The sequence below is a fragment of the Nocardioides sp. genome, assembly GCF_031397825.1.
GTDB lineage: Bacteria > Actinomycetota > Actinomycetes > Propionibacteriales > Nocardioidaceae > Nocardioides.
This window is the reverse complement of record NZ_JANNML010000241.1, coordinates 1-15606: the sequence shown is the minus strand read 5'-3', so window position 1 is coordinate 15606 and position 15606 is coordinate 1. Positions and strand designations below refer to the sequence as shown.

22 protein-coding genes are annotated in these 15606 nt (G+C 72.9%); 11 read left to right on the top strand and 11 right to left on the bottom strand.

Features of this window, described 5'->3' with window-relative positions:
* The 4 genes from RMN98_RS20405 to RMN98_RS20390 form a co-directional block, all read left to right on the top strand.
* Window positions 1-399: FAD:protein FMN transferase (locus RMN98_RS20405; RefSeq protein WP_309650659.1), on the top strand; the 399-nt coding region annotated here is incomplete at its 5' end.
* Window positions 396-986, top strand: coding sequence for a ferric reductase (locus RMN98_RS20400; protein WP_309650658.1), 591 nt, complete (start codon window positions 396-398; stop codon window positions 984-986). The genes RMN98_RS20405 and RMN98_RS20400, both read left to right, overlap by 4 nt.
* Complete coding sequence (locus RMN98_RS20395) at window positions 983-2215, top strand: NADH-ubiquinone oxidoreductase-F iron-sulfur binding region domain-containing protein (RefSeq protein WP_309650657.1); 1233 nt, start codon at window positions 983-985, stop codon at window positions 2213-2215. The genes RMN98_RS20400 and RMN98_RS20395 overlap by 4 nt, the downstream gene beginning before the upstream one ends.
* A complete protein-coding gene (locus RMN98_RS20390; protein WP_309650656.1) occupies window positions 2212-2409 on the top strand; it encodes a ferredoxin in 198 nt (65 codons plus the stop codon). The genes RMN98_RS20395 and RMN98_RS20390 overlap by 4 nt, the downstream gene beginning before the upstream one ends.
* 4 nt (window positions 2410-2413) lie before the next feature.
* On the opposite strand, the gene hflX is transcribed toward RMN98_RS20390, so the two are convergent.
* Together hflX and RMN98_RS20380 are read right to left on the bottom strand one after the other, a co-directional pair.
* Complete coding sequence (gene hflX / locus RMN98_RS20385; protein WP_309650655.1) at window positions 2414-3943, bottom strand: GTPase HflX; 1530 nt, start codon at window positions 3941-3943, stop codon at window positions 2414-2416.
* A gap of 6 nt (window positions 3944-3949) precedes the next feature.
* Window positions 3950-4867 carry a helix-turn-helix domain-containing protein gene (locus RMN98_RS20380; protein WP_309650654.1) on the bottom strand — a complete coding sequence of 306 codons (918 nt, stop codon included), beginning with the start codon at window positions 4865-4867 and terminating at the stop codon, window positions 3950-3952.
* Between the two features lie 51 nt (window positions 4868-4918).
* Between RMN98_RS20380 and RMN98_RS20375 the strand changes: the two genes are divergently transcribed.
* Window positions 4919-5461: a maleylpyruvate isomerase family mycothiol-dependent enzyme gene (locus RMN98_RS20375; protein WP_309650653.1), complete on the top strand. Its 543-nt coding sequence runs from the start codon at window positions 4919-4921 to the stop codon at window positions 5459-5461.
* Window positions 5462-5508: 47 nt separating this feature from the next.
* Entirely contained in the window at window positions 5509-6189 is a 681-nt protein-coding gene (locus RMN98_RS20370) for a nucleoside/nucleotide kinase family protein (RefSeq protein ID WP_309650652.1), read from the top strand.
* Here RMN98_RS20370 and RMN98_RS20365 read toward each other — a convergent pair.
* The 9 genes from RMN98_RS20365 to miaA form a co-directional block, all read right to left on the bottom strand.
* The gene (locus RMN98_RS20365) at window positions 6107-7696 is read right to left on the bottom strand and encodes an alkaline phosphatase D family protein (protein ID WP_309650651.1); all 1590 of its coding nucleotides are present in this window, start codon (window positions 7694-7696) and stop codon (window positions 6107-6109) included. The two genes, RMN98_RS20370 and RMN98_RS20365, sit on opposite strands and share 83 nt — an antisense overlap.
* Window positions 7697-7771: 75 nt before the next feature.
* Window positions 7772-8548: an SDR family oxidoreductase gene (locus RMN98_RS20360; protein WP_309650650.1), complete on the bottom strand. Its 777-nt coding sequence runs from the start codon at window positions 8546-8548 to the stop codon at window positions 7772-7774.
* Window positions 8549-8568: 20 nt separating this feature from the next.
* The gene (gene dapF, locus RMN98_RS20355; protein WP_309650649.1) at window positions 8569-9396 is read right to left on the bottom strand and encodes a diaminopimelate epimerase; all 828 of its coding nucleotides are present in this window, start codon (window positions 9394-9396) and stop codon (window positions 8569-8571) included.
* The gene (locus RMN98_RS20350) at window positions 9393-10022 is read right to left on the bottom strand and encodes an MSMEG_1061 family FMN-dependent PPOX-type flavoprotein (RefSeq protein WP_309650648.1); all 630 of its coding nucleotides are present in this window, start codon (window positions 10020-10022) and stop codon (window positions 9393-9395) included. Before RMN98_RS20350 ends, dapF begins: the two co-directional genes overlap by 4 nt.
* A 19-nt stretch (window positions 10023-10041) precedes the next feature.
* Window positions 10042-10854 (bottom strand): SDR family oxidoreductase, encoded by an 813-nt coding sequence (locus RMN98_RS20345; RefSeq protein WP_309650647.1) that lies wholly within the window; start codon window positions 10852-10854, stop codon window positions 10042-10044.
* A gap of 31 nt (window positions 10855-10885) precedes the next feature.
* Window positions 10886-11503, bottom strand: coding sequence for a hypothetical protein (locus RMN98_RS20340; RefSeq protein ID WP_309650646.1), 618 nt, complete (start codon window positions 11501-11503; stop codon window positions 10886-10888).
* A 72-nt stretch (window positions 11504-11575) separates the two neighbouring features.
* Complete coding sequence (locus RMN98_RS20335; RefSeq protein WP_309650645.1) at window positions 11576-12121, bottom strand: dihydrofolate reductase family protein; 546 nt, start codon at window positions 12119-12121, stop codon at window positions 11576-11578.
* Entirely contained in the window at window positions 12118-13053 is a 936-nt protein-coding gene (locus tag RMN98_RS20330) for a helix-turn-helix domain-containing protein (protein ID WP_309650644.1), read from the bottom strand. Before RMN98_RS20330 ends, RMN98_RS20335 begins: the two co-directional genes overlap by 4 nt.
* Window positions 13054-13112: 59 nt before the next feature.
* On the bottom strand, window positions 13113-14042 hold the full coding sequence (miaA, locus tag RMN98_RS20325) for a tRNA (adenosine(37)-N6)-dimethylallyltransferase MiaA (protein ID WP_309650643.1): 930 nt from the start codon (window positions 14040-14042) through the stop codon (window positions 13113-13115).
* Window positions 14043-14087: 45 nt separating this feature from the next.
* Here miaA and RMN98_RS20320 point away from each other — a divergent pair, with 45 nt between their 5' ends.
* Genes RMN98_RS20320 through RMN98_RS20300 form a run of 5 tightly spaced genes read left to right on the top strand, consistent with a single transcriptional unit; the run spans window position 14088 to window position 15556 of the window.
* Complete coding sequence (locus tag RMN98_RS20320) at window positions 14088-14291, top strand: Rv0909 family putative TA system antitoxin (RefSeq protein ID WP_309650642.1); 204 nt, start codon at window positions 14088-14090, stop codon at window positions 14289-14291.
* Entirely contained in the window at window positions 14288-14449 is a 162-nt protein-coding gene (locus RMN98_RS20315; protein WP_309650641.1) for a hypothetical protein, read from the top strand. The genes RMN98_RS20320 and RMN98_RS20315 overlap by 4 nt, the downstream gene beginning before the upstream one ends.
* Entirely contained in the window at window positions 14446-14928 is a 483-nt protein-coding gene (locus tag RMN98_RS20310) for an NUDIX domain-containing protein (RefSeq protein WP_309650640.1), read from the top strand. Before RMN98_RS20315 ends, RMN98_RS20310 begins: the two co-directional genes overlap by 4 nt.
* 8 nt (window positions 14929-14936) lie before the next feature.
* Window positions 14937-15269: a hypothetical protein gene (locus RMN98_RS20305; RefSeq protein ID WP_309650639.1), complete on the top strand. Its 333-nt coding sequence runs from the start codon at window positions 14937-14939 to the stop codon at window positions 15267-15269.
* Window positions 15266-15556, top strand: a complete 291-nt coding sequence (locus RMN98_RS20300; protein ID WP_309650638.1) for a hypothetical protein — start codon at window positions 15266-15268, stop codon at window positions 15554-15556. Before RMN98_RS20305 ends, RMN98_RS20300 begins: the two co-directional genes overlap by 4 nt.
* Window positions 15557-15606 lie beyond the last annotated feature (50 nt).

Genomic DNA, 15606 nt, shown 5'->3' with positions numbered 1-15606 from the left:
GGCGACGTGCGCGTCGCCGCCCCCGACGACACCCCGTGGACCGTCGACGTCTGCGAGCACCCCGGCGCCCCGGCCGACGCGACCATCACGCTGTCCCACGGTGGCCTCGCGACCTCCAGCACGCAGGTGCGTCGCTGGACCAGCCACGGCGTACGTCGCCACCACCTGATCGACCCCCGCACCGGCGAGCCCGCGAGCGGCCCCTGGCGCACCGTCACGGCGGTCGGCGAGACCTGTGTCGCCGCCAACACCGCGACCACCGCCGCCCTCGTCCTCGGTGACGACGCGATCGCGTGGCTCGAGCGCCATCACGTGACGGCACGACTGGTCGCCAGCGACGGCGCCCTGAGCCACCTGGGTGGCTGGCCGCCTCACCTGGACGAGGAGATCGTGGCATGACCGACGGACCGCTGCTGTGGTACCTCAACCGGGGCTCCGGTCTCGTGATCATGGTGCTGCTCACCGTGAGCGTCGTCCTCGGCGTGCTCTCGGTGGGGCGTAGACCCGGCCGCCGGCTGCCGGCCTTCGTCACCCAGGACCTGCACCGCAACATCGCGCTGCTCTCGGTGGTCGCGCTGCTCGTCCACGTCGTGACCGCCGTCGCCGACTCGTTCGTCGACATCCGGTGGTGGCAGGCCGTCGTGCCGATCGGGGCGACCTACGAGCCGCTCTGGCTCGGGCTCGGGACCCTCGCGCTCGACCTGCTCGCCGTCGTCGTCGTGACCAGCCTGCTCCGCACCCACCTGCACCACGGGCTCTGGAGCCGGGTCCACCTGCTCTCGTGGGTCTGCTGGGCCGTCGGCGTCGCGCACGGCATCGGCATCGGGACCGACCTCGAGGACCTCTCCGGCCTCGCCGTGACCCCGACGGTCCTGTGCGTGGGCGCCGTCCTGACGGCTGCGGCCTACCGCCTCGGCCTGGTCGCGAAGCGGAGACGACGACGTGCCCGGCCCGCTCGTCGCACGGACGTGGTGGTGGCACCGTGAGCCTCCTGCCACCGCTCCCCGACGAGATCGACATCCACCCCGGCCCCGCCCTGCTCGACGGCATCGAGCGCGGACCGGGCCTGGCCGCCCATCGCCAGCAGTACGACGAGCCACGGGCGTCGTCGCTCGTCGAGCTGCAGGCGCTGGTCGAGGCCGTGGGCCTGCGGGGCCGGGGTGGAGCCGCGTTCCCGTTCGCCACCAAGCTCGCGGCCGCGGGCCGGGGGCGGCGGGCGCTGGTGGTCGTCAACCTCGCCGAGGGAGAGACGGCCAGCAGCAAGGACTCGGCCCTGGCCCTGCGCCGTCCCCACCTGGTGCTCGACGGCGCCGTCACGACCGCCCGGGCGCTGAAGGCCCGTGAGGTGCACGTGGTGCTGCCCGGCGATCGGCCGGTCGCGGCGGAGCGCATGCGCGCCGCCATGGCAGAACGGAACGACGCTGTCCGACTGGTCGAGCACGTCACCGAGGGTCGCTTCGTCTCGGGGCAGGCTCGCGCCGTGGTCGAGCTGATCGAGCGCCGACCCAACCTCCCCGTCACCGCGTGGGACCCCGAGGCGGAGTCGGGCGTCAAGCGTCGCCCGACCCTGCTGTCCAACGCCGAGACCTGGGCCCACGTGGGGCTGCTGGTGCTGCGAGGCGCCGCGAGCTACCGGCTGCGCGGCACGACGAGCGAGCCGGGCACGACCCTGCTCACCGTCACCACCCCCGGAGCACGGCCAGCGGTCCACGAGGTGGCCTACGGCTCGCGACTGCGCGACGTCCTGCCGGTCTCGGCCGCGGGGTCGCCCGGCATCGTCGGCGGCTTCCACGGCTCCTGGGCGACCTGGCCGACCTTGGCCAACGCCCTCGTCTCGGTGCCCGGCATGACCTCCCTGGGCGCTCCCCTCGCTGCCGGTGTGGTCCTGCTGCCCGGCTCCTCCGCCTGCTCCCTGCAGGTCACGACCGACATCGTCGAGCACCTCGCCGGCCAGAGCGCGAGACGCTGCGGTCCGTGCTTCAACGGGCTGCCCGCCCTGGCCGAGGCCGTCAGGGGCCTGCTCGAGGGCACGGGTTCGCAGCAGCGGGTCGAGGAGCTCTGCGGCCTCGTCGCCCGTCGCGGCGCGTGCGCCCATCCCGACGGCACGGTGCGCCTGGTCCGATCGTTGCTGCTGGTGCTGACCGACGAGGTCGTCGCCCACCGCCACGGCAGCTGCACCGTGGGCGTCTCCGACCTGGCGGGGGCGGCACGATGAGCCGCGAGCTGCGCGTCGACTGGCCGGAGTGCCGCGCGCGCGGGCTGTGCCACGAGCTGCTGCCCGAGATCGTGCAGCTCGACCCCTGGGGCTACCCGCTCGTCACGGGCGAGGTCACCGAGGACCTGCTCGCCGACGCCCGTGCCGCCGTACGAGCCTGTCCGCGGCTCGCGCTGCGGATCGTCGGGTCGTGAGCCCTCAGACGGCGTAGCCGGCGAGCTCGCCGGCCAGGTCGTCGTTGGCACGACCGCGCACGAGCGTGCCCTCGCCGGTGTGCTCCAGCGTGGCGATCTCGCCCTCCTGGTGGATCCGGTTGACCAGGTCGCCGCGCTCGTAGGGCAGCAGCGCGTTGAACTCCACGCCCGGGCGCGGCAGCTCGCCCTCGATGACCGCGAGCGCCTCGGCGATGCCCTCGCCGGTGCGGGCGCTGACCACGATCGAGTGCGGCTCGCGCTGCTGGACCCGCGCGATCACCATCGGATCGGCGGCGTCGGCCTTGTTGATGACCACGAGCTCCGGCACCTGCTCGGCGCCGATCTCGACCAGCACCTCACGCACGGCGGCCAGCTGCCCCTCCGGGTCGGGGTGGGAGCCGTCGACGACGTGGAGGATCAGGTCGGAGTCGGCCACCTCCTCGAGCGTCGAGCGGAACGCCTCGATCAGCTGGTGGGGCAGGTGGCGCACGAAGCCGACGGTGTCGCTCATCGTGTAGACGCGCCCGTCGGTGGTCGTCGTTCGACGGACCGTGGGGTCGAGGGTCGCGAACAGGGAGTCCTCGACCAGCACCCCGGCGCCGGTGAGGCGGTTGAGCAGCGACGACTTGCCGGCGTTGGTGTAGCCCGCGATGGCGACCGAGGGGATCTGGTTGCGCTGGCGCTCCTGGCGCTTGTTGTCGCGGGTGCCCTTCATCGCCCGGAGCTCGCGGCGCAGCTTGGCGATCTTGTCGTTGATGCGGCGACGGTCGGTCTCGATCTTCGTCTCACCGGGACCACGACCGCCGATGCCTCCGCCGTCGGCGCCGACCCGGCCACCGGCCTGGCGGGAGAGGTTGCCACCCCAGCCGCGCAGGCGCTGCTTCATGTACTGCAGCTGGGCCAGCTCGACCTGCGCCTGGCCCTCCTTGGACTTGGCGTGCTGGGCGAAGATGTCGAGGATCAGCGCGGTCCGGTCGACGGCCTTGACCTTGAGCCGGTCCTCGAGGTTCCTCAGCTGGCTGGGCGCGAGCTCGCCGTCGAGGACGACGGTGTCGGCGCCGGTGGCCTGCACGATCTCGAGCAGGCCCTCGACCTTGCCTCGACCGATGTAGGTGGCCGGGTCGGGCGTCTGGCGGCGCTGGTAGATCGCCTCGAGCACCTCCGAGCCGGCGGTCTCGGCGAGCAGCGCGAGCTCGGCCATGGAGTTCTCGGCGTCCTGGACGGTGCCCTCGGTCCACACCCCGACGAGCACCACACGCTCCAGGCGGAGCTGGCGGTACTCGACCTCGGTGATGTCCTCGAGCTCGGTGCGCAGGCTCGCGACGCGGCGCAGCTGGTGGCGCTCGGCGAGCTCCATCGCACCGACGGTCGGCTCGTCCTCGGGGTCGGGCTCGTCGGCCCAGGAGGTGTCGGGCTCGGCGATGCCGGAGACGAAACCGTCGTCGTCAGCGTCGTCGGGCGACGTGTCGTCCCAGTCGTCGGTGGCCTCGAGCTCGTGGTCGAGGTTGAAGTCGTCAGCGTTTGCGGTAGTCATACGTGCTCAAGAGTAGGTCGGCGGGGGAAGCAGCGCGAACCCCTTTCGGGGTGGGGCCGGTCCGGGTGCGTGCGGCTCCGCCGCGAACTCACCCGGCGTCAGCCCGGTCACCCGACGCCAGTCCCGCCCGAAGTGGGCCTGGTCGGTGTAGCCGAGGTCGGCGGCGACCCGCGCGAGGTCGACAGCGCGGGCGGCCCCACCGGCGGACGAGGGCGGCCGCAGGAGCTCAGCGGCCTCGTGCAGCCGGCGTCGCTGGATCAGCCACTTGGGGCTCAGCCCGATCCGGCGGGCACAGAGCCGCTGCAGCGACCGCTCGGAGAGCGCGAACTTCTCGCACAGCTGGCCCACGCGCTGCATCCGCTCGTCGCCCTCGGCGTGCTCGACGACCGCGTTGACCAGGGCGCCCTCCTCGTCCAACGGCCCGAGGCCGGTCAGTGCCGTCTCGATGGCCGCCACCGCCTGCCGTTGGCGCTCCGGGTCCGACGGGCCGGGCACCATCGCCTCCCGCACCCGGGCGACCAGACCGGCCCCGTCGAGCGTGCCCACCGACTCCAGGTCGAGCACGCTGTCGGTGATCGTGACCGGCCCGCCGAGCAGCAACGACCCCGCACCGGGCTGGAGCATCGCGCCGGCCGCCCAGCCCGACCCGCTCAGCTCCTTGATCGACAACCCCGTCTGCGGCCCCACGACGTGGGCGTAGTCGTGGGAGACGACCAGCAGGCACACGGGGTACTGCAGCACCCGCTGCACGGTCACCTCGCCCTCCGCGAGCGACCAGACCGGCAACCAGTATCGACGCACGACGTCGGCGAGGGTGGGCGACGGCGCGAAGCGGTGCACCGGCGGGCTGAAGCCCTTCGCGTCACGCAGGTGCGCCCGCTCGACCGGGTCGATCGGGCGGCGCTCGACCGGATCGGGGCTCATGTGTCGGATTCTTACCAGACCCGGGTCGCCACCAAGGTCCACAGTGGAGCCATGACCACGACGACCAGCCAGGCCTACCTCACCGACGCCGACACCTTCACCGACCTCCTCGCCACCCCCGACGCCGACTGGAGCGCGGCCAGCCCCTGCGAGGGCTGGAGCGCCGCCGACGTCGTCGCCCACGTCGTCGACACCCAGCGCGACTTCCTCGCCCAGCGCGACGCCGACCCCGGCGAGCGGCCCACCGGCACACCGCCGGAGGTGTGGGCCGCGCACGACGCCGTCGTACGACGACTGCTGGGCGACGACTCGTTCACCGCCACCGAGTATGCCGGGTTCTTCGGCCCCACGACCGTCGGCGAGACGCTGACCCGGTTCTACGGCTTCGACCTGCTCGTCCACCAGTGGGACGTCGCCCGGGCGCTCGGGCGCGACGTCACCTGGGACGACGCCCAGATGGACCGGATCGACCAGGCGCTCGACGGCTTCGGCGAGCACCTCTACGGCGAGGGAGTCTGCCGCCCGGCGCTCGACGTCGACGCCGACGCCCCGCGCCAGACGCGGCTGCTCGCACGGATGGGTCGAGCCGCCTGAGCCCCCGTCCGAGCCCACGCCTGGGCTCGACCTGGGACGATCACCGGGTGCTCCGCCTCTCCCCCGACGCCCACGAGCTCGGCGACCTGCTCGCCGACCTGGCCCGCGGCGGCGGGCGGATGCTCGGGATCAGCGGAGCCCCCGGCGCCGGCAAGTCCACGCTCGCTGCCCTGCTGGCGAGCCGGCACGGCGCCACGCTCGTCCCGATGGACGGCTTCCACCTCGCCGACGTCGAGCTCGACCGCCGGGGCCTTCGACACCGCAAGGGCGCACCCGAGACCTTCGACACCGAGGGGTACGCAGCACTGCTCCGGCGGGTGCGTGGCCGGGAGTCGCTGGTGATGGCGCCCGCCTTCGAGCGCGTCCTCGAGCAGCCCGTCGCGGGGTCGATCGCGGTCCCCGGCTCGGCCGGGCTCGTGGTGACCGAGGGCAACTACCTGCTGCTGCCCACCGGGGCGTGGCCCGCCGTGCGCGCCGAGCTCGACGCCGTCTGGCACGTCGTCGCCGACGAGGACCTCCGGCTGGAGCGCCTGGTCGCGCGGCACGAGGAGTTCGGCAAGACCCCCGAGCAGGCGCGGGGGTGGGTCCGCGACGTCGACGAGCCCAACGCGGTCCTGGTCGAGGCGGCAGCGACGGCGGCCGACCTCACGCTGGACGTGGGCGGCGTCGCTCCTGCGGCTCCAGGACCTTCGACCACAGCGACGCGCCCGTCCCGTCGTGCAACGTGACCGTCAGCTCGCCGGTCGCGGCCACGCGGGCGTGGCCGAAGAACTGGTGACCGGCCCGGGGCGACTCGCGACCTCCTGACTCGTTGCCTTGCGAGAAGGCGACCTCCGGGCCGAACGTCCGGTCGAGCTGGTCGTCCTTGGCGGGGAACGTCTCGGCCGCGATCGGCCCGGAGACGAACTCCCAGAAGGGATCGAAGTCGGTGAAGGCCGCTCGCTCGGGCGCGTAGTGGTGGGCGGCCGTGTAGTGGACGTCGGCGGTCAGCCACACGACGTTGCGGACCCCGTTGCGCCTCAGCGCGGAGAGCACCCGGGCGATCTCTGGCTCGCGGCCGATCGGTCGGCCGTCGTCGCCGTTGCAGGGGCCGTCGAGGTCGTGTGCGTGGGTCGAGGGGATGGACAGCGGGAGGTCCGCGCAGACCACCTTCCAGGTGGCCGTCGAGGCGGTCAAGGACTCGACCAGCCACGCCTCCTGGACCGGCCCGAGGATCCCGGTGTCGTCGGCGCCCGAGTTGGCGCCGCGGTAGGAGCGCATGTCGAGGCAGAAGACGTCGAGGTGCTGCCCGCGCGAGACCTTGCGATAGATCCGCAGGCTCGCGAAGCCGTCCCCCGTCTCGGTGACCAGCCGGTCCAGGGGGACCGGCTGGTACTCCTGCCACGCCCGCCGACCCCGCGCCGCCAGGACGTCGCAGCGTCGCTCGGTGTAGCGGTCGTCGTCGGTCAGCTCGCCGGGGAACCAGTTGTTGACCGTCTCGTGGTCGTCCCACATCGCGATCGTGGGCACCTCGGCGTAGAGCGCCCGCACGTGGTCGTCGGCGAGGGTGTAGCGGTGGCGGCCACGGAAGTCGGCCAGCGTCTCGGCGACGTGCGTGACCGCGTCGGTCAGGTCGTTGCGCCACACCTGGCCGTCGTCCTCGACGACCGTCTCCTCCATCGGCTCGTCGCCGTAGATCGTGTCGCCGCAGTGGACGAAGAAGTCGGGTCGGGTGTCGAGCATCGCGCGATAGGCCGTGAGCCCGCCGAGCTCGGGGTTGATCCCCCAGCCCTGCCCGCAGGTGTCGCCGGACCAGACGAACGACTGCGCCGCGGCGTGCAGCGGGGCCGTGCGGAAGGTGAGCCGCTCCGGGGGCGAGTCGCCGCCGGACCCGCCCGGCCCGGTGAACCACACCGTGGCGTCGTACTGACGACCGGGCGTGAGCCCGGTCAGCTGGAGGCGGGCGGTGTAGTCGCTGCGCGCGTCGGTCCACGGGCCGCGCACCGAGCGCAGCCGGCGGCCGTTGCTCTCCAGGCGCAGCATCAGCCGACCCTGCTGGCCGGCGCGCGCCCACACGACCGCCGAGCCGGTGCTCACCTCACCGGTGCGTGCCCCGGTGATGGAGCCGCGTCCCTTCAGCAGGGCGGGCAGCTCCCGTCCGATCCCGGCGCCCACGAGACCGGGGACCGCCCCGACGGCGACCCCCGCGACGAGGGTGCTGCGACGACCGATCCTGGGCTGCTCCGGCGCGACCACGCCCCCGAGTCGACCCGGTCAGGTTGACCGGACCGGGACGCCTCGGTGACGGGTCGCCCAACAGCGCCCGAAGTCCTACTTGGGGGGCATCCGGATGCCGCCGTCGACGCGGACGACCTCGCCGTTCATGTAGGCGTTGGTGAGGCACTCCACGACCATGCTCGCCAGCTCCTCGGGCGTGCCGAGGCGCTTGGGGAAGAGCACGTTCTGGCCGAGGTTGGCCTTGAAGGCCTCCGAGTCGGGGCCCTCGCCGTAGATCGGGGTGTCGATCAGGCCGGGCGCCACGGTGTTGAGGCGGATGCCGGCGGCCGAGAGGTCGCGCGCGACCGGGAGGGTCATGCCGACGACGCCGCCCTTGGAGGCGGAGTAGGAGGCCTGGCCGATCTGTCCGTCGAAGGCGGCGACCGAGGCCAGGTTGACGATGGCGCCACGGCAGCCGTCCTCGTCGGGCTCGTTCCGGCTCATCGCGGTGGCGGCCTGGCGGACCATGTCGAAGGTGCCGATCAGGTTGATCTGCACGACCTTGGTGAAGGCCTCGAGCGAGTGGGCCGACTCGACCAGGCCGTCGCGGCCGATCGTGCGCTGGGCCCAGCCGATGCCGGCGGAGTTGACGACCGCGCGCAGCGGCGCGATGTCGGAGGCGACCTTGACCGCGTCGGCGATCTGCTCGGTGTTGGTCACGTCGACCTGGACGAAGACGCCCTTGATCTCCTTGGCCAGGGCCTCGCCCTTGTCGGCCTGGAGGTCGGCGACCACGACGGTGGCGCCCTTGGCGGCGAGCGCGCGGGCGGCGGCTGCGCCGATGCCCGAGGCCGCGCCGGTGACGATGGCAGAAGATCCGGTGAGTTCCATGCAGCGGACTTTAGTGGCGCTCAGAGGGCCGTGGTGCCGCGGGCCACGATGAGAGCCGGACCCGTCATGAGCACCCGGTCGTCCTGGGTCCAGGTGATCGAGAGGGTCCCGCCAGGCAGGTCGATCGTGTACGCCGTGCCCCGCGGTGCGCCGTCGGCCAGCGCCGTCGCGACCATCACCGCACACGCACCCGTGCCACAGGACCGGGTCTCCCCCGAGCCCCTCTCGTGCACCCGCATGGCGACGTGTCGCGGTCCCCGTCGCAGGACGAACTCGACGTTGACGCCCGCGGGGTAGACCGCCGGGTCGTGGGCCGGTGCCTCGAGCAGTGGGCCGGCGTCGTCGAGGTCGTCGACGAAGGCGACCGCGTGCGGGTTGCCCATGTCGACGTGCTGCGCGGTCCAGGTGTGCCCGGGCACGGAGACCTCGGTCGCGCCGAGGACCGTCGGCGTCCCCAGGTCGGCGGTCACCAGCCCGTCGGGTCCGTCGGAGAGCGTGAGGACCTTGACGCCGTCGCGGGTGCCGACCGGGATCGGCGCGGAGCCGTCGGCGAGGCCCTCCTCGACCAGGTGGCGGGCGAAGACCCGGATGCCGTTGCCGCACATCTCCGAGAGCGAGCCGTCGTGGTTGTGGTAGTCCATGAACCACTCGGCGTCCTGCCCCCGCCCGGCCTCGATCGCGGTGGTGCGGATGACGCGGAGCACACCGTCGCCGCCGATGCCGGCGCGGCGGTCGCAGAGCGCGCGCACGCGGTCGGCGGACAGGTCGCCGTGGACGCTGCCGTCGTGGTCGGGCAGGAGCACGAAGTCGTTCTCGGTGCCGTGGCCCTTGAGGAAGGGGTAGGTCATCGGTAGAGGCCTTCTGCGTAGGACGGTCCGTAGTAGGCGTCGAGCTCCTCGATGCTCATCCCGCTGGGCTCGACGTCGTGGGCGACGACGGCCCTGCGCGGGACGCGACCGGTGGGGTCCCAGGTCTCGGGCTGCCACAGCTGCGAGCGCAGGAAGGCCTTCGAGCAGTGGAAGAAGACCTCGTCGATGTCGACGACCACCGCGAGCAGCGGGCGGTGCCCCTTGACGACCATCTCGTCGAAGAAGGGTGCGTCGCTGACCAGCCGCGCACGACCGTTGACGCGCAGGGTGTCGCCACGACCGGGGATCAGGAAGTGCAGGCCGACGTGCGGGTTGACCAGGATGTTGCGGTAGCCGTCGGCTCGCCGGTTGCCCGGCCGCTCCGCCAGCGCGATCGTGGTGTCGTCGACGACGTGCACGAGCTGCCCGGCCGGGTCGCCCTTGGGCGAGGCGTCGCAGGTGCCGGTGTCGGAGGCGGTGGCCATGACGCAGAACGGCGACGCGGCGAGCCAGTCGCGGTCGACGTCGAGCAGCGCGGTGCGCCCCTTGCCCGCGGCGCGGGCGTGCGGCTCGCCGAGCAGGTCGACGAGGGAGTCGAGGGTGGTGATCTCGGTCCAGGCGCTCACGGACCCAACCTACTCGCGCCTACTCGCGCAGGCCGGGATGGCTGCGCGCCAGCACCGGCAGCAGCAGGCTGCGTGGGGTGACCTGGGAGACCGCCGCGGCGAGCCGGTTGACCCTGCCGGGGATCACGACGAGGCGCCCCTTGGCCATGCCGTCGACGGCGGCCCTGGCGACCTCGGCCGCACCGACCCACATGACCGCCGGCAGCGCCTCCTCGGCATCGGCCTTCGAGAAGCCCGCAGCCTCGCCGAAGCCGGTGTCGACCGGGCCGGGGCACAGCGTGGTCGCGGTGACCCCGGTGCCACGCAGCTCACCGGCCAGCGACTGCGTGTAGGAGAGCACGAAGGCCTTGCCGGCGCCGTAGCCCGCCTGTCCCGGCAACGGCTGGAAGGCGGCGGTCGAGGCGACGTTGAGCACCGCCCCGCGACCGCGGTCGACCATGCCGGGCAGGAACCGCGTGCACAGGTCGGCGACCGCGACGACGTCGACCTCGATCATGTTCATCTCGGCGGCGGGGTCCGCCCTGCTCACCGGACCCAGCGTGGACAGGCCTGCGTTGTTGACCAGGATGTCGGGGACCAGCCCGAGGTCGGTCAGCCGGTCGAGCAGCTGCGCCCGCGCCGCCCGGTCCGACAGGTCGGCGCCGATCACGTCTGCCCGCCCACCGGCCGCGGTGATCTCGGCCGCCAGGTCCTGGAGCTTGCTGACCGTGCGGGCCACCAGGGTCACCTGGTGGCCGCGCCGCGCCAGCTCGCGGGCGATCTCGGCCCCGATGCCCGAGGAGGCGCCGGTGACGACGGCGGTGCGGTCGGGGCCGGGTGCAGGCAGGCTCATGCTCCGGAGCCTAGGCCGGGGAGGTGACCGGTCAGGGCGCCATCCACTGGAGCTCGAGCGCGACGTCGTTGGTGCCCGTGAAGTTGGCGACCGGCACCACGACGTCGGCGAAGGTCCCGATGTTGACCTTCTGTCCCTCGGTCAGCCGCAGCAGCGCGGTCACCCGTCCGGTGTAGCGCGAGTCGGCGCCCGAGTCGGCGGCGATCTCCACGATCGCGTCGTCCACGAGGAGCCGCAGCTGGCGTTGGGCGGCCGGGCCGTTGAAGTGGATGAAGGCGGTGACCAGATAGGTCCCCTCGCGGGTGATCGTCACGAAGTCGTCCGGCGCGGTGTACATCCCACCGGTGTCGAACACCTCGGTGTCCATCTCGAAGACTGCGTCCGGACCGCTGGGCACCGAGAGCGCCCCCGAGGCCTCGATCCGCACGCCGGGGCCTGGGGTGGGCAGCACGCCGGCCTTGAAGTCCTGCTTGGTCAGGCTCCGGACGTCCTTGGTCGTGAGGGTGTTGTTGCGGACGTCGCGGCCCGCCAGGGTGCCGTCCTTGACGTCGGCGCCGGTGATCGTGGCGGCGGCGTACGCCGTCCCGGAGAGAGCGACGACCAGGGCGACCGTCGAGACGACGCCGGAGTAGGTGGGGCGCAGGTGCATGGGGGTCTCCAGGTGGTGTGGGGACCTCTCACGCTAGGGAGCGCGGGTGCGGGCCGCCAGAGCCCAGACGGGTCATTGCGGCCGGGCCCCGACGACGTCGTAGCGGGCGCACGCGAAGGCACCGTTCTGCGCGAGCTCGGTGAGGTGCAGGTCGTAGGGACGAGGCAGGAGTGGCCGACCCGCGCCCAGCGTGACCGGCGCGATCGACACGACCACCTCGTCGAGCAGGCCGGCGTCGGCGAGCTGTCCGGCGAGGTCCCCGCCACCGACGACCCAGACGTCGCGGTCGCCGGCAGCCGCCACCATGGCGGCGTGGACGTCGGCGACCGGGGCGTCGGTGAAGGTGATCTGCTCGCCGACGGGCTCGCACGTGCGATGGGTCATCACCCAGGCCGGGACGTCGTAGGCCCACGCCTCGCCGGTCTCGGCCTGGTGGTCGGCGACCCACTGGTAGGTCGTGGCCCCCATGACCAGCGCGCCGATGCCGGTGATGAAGGCGGCGTAGCCCATCGGTCCGTCGGCGTCGACGTCCTGGGTCAGGAGCCAGTCGAGCGAGTCGTGTTGGTCGGCGATGAAGCCGTCGAGGGTGGCGGCGACGTAGTAGACGGTGCGGGTCATCGTGCTCCTCCCGGTGCGGCTCCGGCGCGGTCGCGCTGCCACTCGATGGGATCGCCGTGGTCCACCTCGAGCCCGGCCGCCCGCATCAGCAGCCGCGCGAGCTGGCGCCGGTGCGCGGAGAAGGTCAGGACGTGGGCCACGACGCTGCTGAGCACGAAGCTCTCCGGCGGGTCGCAGAGCGCGTCGACCAGGCGGTCGTCCCAGGCGCCGCGCCGGTCGATGTCGCGGACCGCCGCCCACCAACGGGCCCCGGCGACCTCGTGACGCGCCAGCAGCCCGACCACACCGTCGTCCCCGCGCGACGGCAGGTCCTCCCCCTCGATCGAGGCGACCCACACCTCCTTGGTCCACACCAGCCGCTCGAGGACGGCAGCGACCGAGCCCTCCTCGCCGTCCCAGGCGAGCACGGTCGTGCCTGGCAGGTGCTCGTGGCGGAAGGCGACCTCGTCGAGCTGCTTCGCCTGCTGCAGCAGGGCTCTCGTGTCGTCCAGGTCGTGCTGGAGGAGCTGGTCGGTGAGGGGGTTCATGGGCTGCTCGCTGGTGTGGACCCACAGCGACGTGGGTGGGTGGAAGTGGATGCCGTTGGGGGCCGGGAGCCACGTGGCTGACCGCTCGCGGTCCTGACCCGTCGCGACCGCGCCGGGCGGGTGGCCGTAGGCGCGGATGAACGCCCGGCTGAAGCCCTCGACCGACTCGTAGCCCGCGTCGAACGCGGCCTGCGTGACCGTCGTGCCGCAGCGGAGCTGCCAGGCCGCCCGCTCCAGCAGCACCCGCCGCTTCATGGCGACCGGGGGCTCGCCGGCGGCACGGCTCAGCTGGCGCGTGAAGTGGTACGGCGACACGTGGGCGCCGTCGGCCATCTCACCGAGGGTGCGGTGGTCGTCGTCGAGGACCGCGTCGAGGAGCTCGCGCAACCGGTCCCGTCCGTCCATGGCCCCATCCTGACCCGGACCGGCCCCGTCGCGCCCGACCGTTCTTGCTCAGTCGTGGCTCAGCCGTCGGGAGTCGCGCCGACGGCTGCGACCGCGGCCAGCGCCCGCTCGGCCCGGTCAGGGCCGTCGAAGGGCACCCAGACGACGCGCGGGTCCTTCTTGAACCAGGCGTCCTGGCGCCGGGAGAACTGTCGCGTCGCGATGACGGTGCGTTCACGGGCCGCCTCCAGGCTCAGGTCACCGGCGAGGTGGGCCCGCACCTCGCGGTAGCCGATCGCCCGGCTCGCGGTCACCCCCTCGGCCAGCCCCTCGTCCAGCAGCCGCACGACCTCGGCGACGAAGCCGGCCTCGAACATCTCGGCCACCCGCTGCTCGATCCGCGCGTCCAGGCTGGGCCGGTCGATCTCGAGGCCGAGCTGGACGGTGTGGGCGTCGGCGTAGGTGAGCTCGGGCAGCGAGGAGGCGTAGGGCACCCCCGTGATCTCGATGACCTCGAGGGCGCGCACGACGCGTCGCCCGTTCTCCCGCTCGATCTTCGCGGCCGCCGCAGGGTCGATCTGCGTGAGGCGGGCGTGCAGGGCGAAGGAGCCGACCTCGGCCAGCTCGGCCTCCCAACGCGCCCGGACCTCGGGATCGGTGGCCTGGAACTCGAAGCGGTCCAGGATCGCCCGGGTGTAGAGCGCGCTGCCGCCGACGAGCACCGGTGTGGTCCCGCCGGCTCGCAGCCGGGCGGTCAGGTCGCGTGCCTGCTGCTGGAAGTGGGCGACGGTGAGCGGCTCGCGGACGGTGAGCAGGTCGAGCAGGTGGTGGGTGATGCCGCGCCGCTCGGCGAGCGGCACCTTCGCCGTACCGATGTCCATGCCGACGTAGACCTGCATCGCGTCGGTGTTGACGATCTCCCCGCCCAGGGCCTCCGCGACGTCCAGCGAGAGCCCGGTCTTGCCGGACGCCGTGGCGCCGACGAGCGCGACGATCGGTGGCGTGGGCATGTGGCTAGTGTGGCAAGCACCGATCCCCGACCTGACGGAGGAGCCATGGGCTTCCTGGACGACGCGAAGAAGAAGCTGACCAAGGCGGTCGACCAGCACGGCGACAAGATCGCCTCTGGCATCGACAAGGCCGCCGCGGCTGCCGACAAGAAGACCGGCGGCAAGCACACCGACAAGATCGCCAAGGCCACCACCAAGGCCAAGGACGGGCTCGACAAGCTCGACAAGAAGAACGACGACCTGAAATGAGCGAGACACCGACCACCGACGACGAGCTCACCGGCGAGCCCTTCGAGAAGCCCCCGGGCGAGCACGCCAGCGAGCTGCCCGGCGACAACGACGCGACGGACCCCTCGGGCAAGCAGGCGGAGAACGCCGAGACCTCCCAGGACCAGCCGTCCCAGTGAGCGACGCCGACCGCGGGGAGCACGGGAGCCGCTTCGTGGTCGTGCCGGCCTCCTACGTCTACCTGCTGCGCGACGGCGTCTCCGGGCCGGAGGTGCTGCTGCAGCTGCGGCAGGGGGTCGACTACATGGACGGCCACTGGGCCGCCGCCGCGGCCGGCCACGTGGAGCGCGGCGAGACCGCGTTCGACGCGGCGCGACGCGAGGCGCTCGAGGAGATCGCCGTCGACGACCTGGCCCTGGAGTTCGTGACGACGATGCACCGCACGATGCACGCCGACCCGATCGACGAGCGGGTCGACTTCTTCTTCACCGCCCGCACCTGGAGCGGTGAGCCGCGCGTCGTCGAGGCCGAGAAGTGCGCCGAGCTGCGCTGGTGCGCCTTCGACGCGCTGCCCGAGCCGGTCGTGCCGCACGAGCGCTTCGTGTTGGACGCGCTGCGGACGGGTACCACCTCTGCCTACACCACCTTCGGCTTCTAGGAGCACGCATGTCCGAGCACGAGTCCGACACCCAGTCACACGAGGGGTCCGACAAGGGGTCCGACCTGGGGCCCAAGCCCGACGCACAGATCGAGCCCGGTGAGCCCAACCCGGGCGGCGTCGACGCGACGCCCAATAGCGACGGCGTCGACGGCGAGACCGCCGGGAGCGACCCGTTGCCCCGCGACCTCGACCCGGACGACAACCCGGCCGTCGAGGACGTGCTGCCCGAGGAGGTCAAGCAGAGCGAGGACACCACCACCGAGGCCACCAAGGGCGAGGGATCCGACGACGCCGAGGACGACGCGGCCGACGAGGCCGACCGGGAGAACCCGGCATGAGCGGCACCGGCACCACCGACGACCGGGGCGACGACTACGACGTCACGGAGTCCGACCAGGACACCGCCGGCGACATGGGCGTCAGCAGCGAGCGCGAGGGTCCCACCGGCCCCGGCCAGCAGGGCACCACCGGCGTCCGCGACACCAGCCCGGCCGCTCCGGGCGCTGATGACGGCGCCAAGATCCCGCCGGAGCAGTCGGCGGCCGGCTCCGAGCCCGACGTCCACCCCGACCCGCCGATCCCGCCGGTCAGCGGCTGGTCCAGCTCGGACCCGCGCTCGGACTGACGCAGGCGCGGCACGCGGCGTCGCCCGTGGGTCGCCGCCGATCGGGGTCG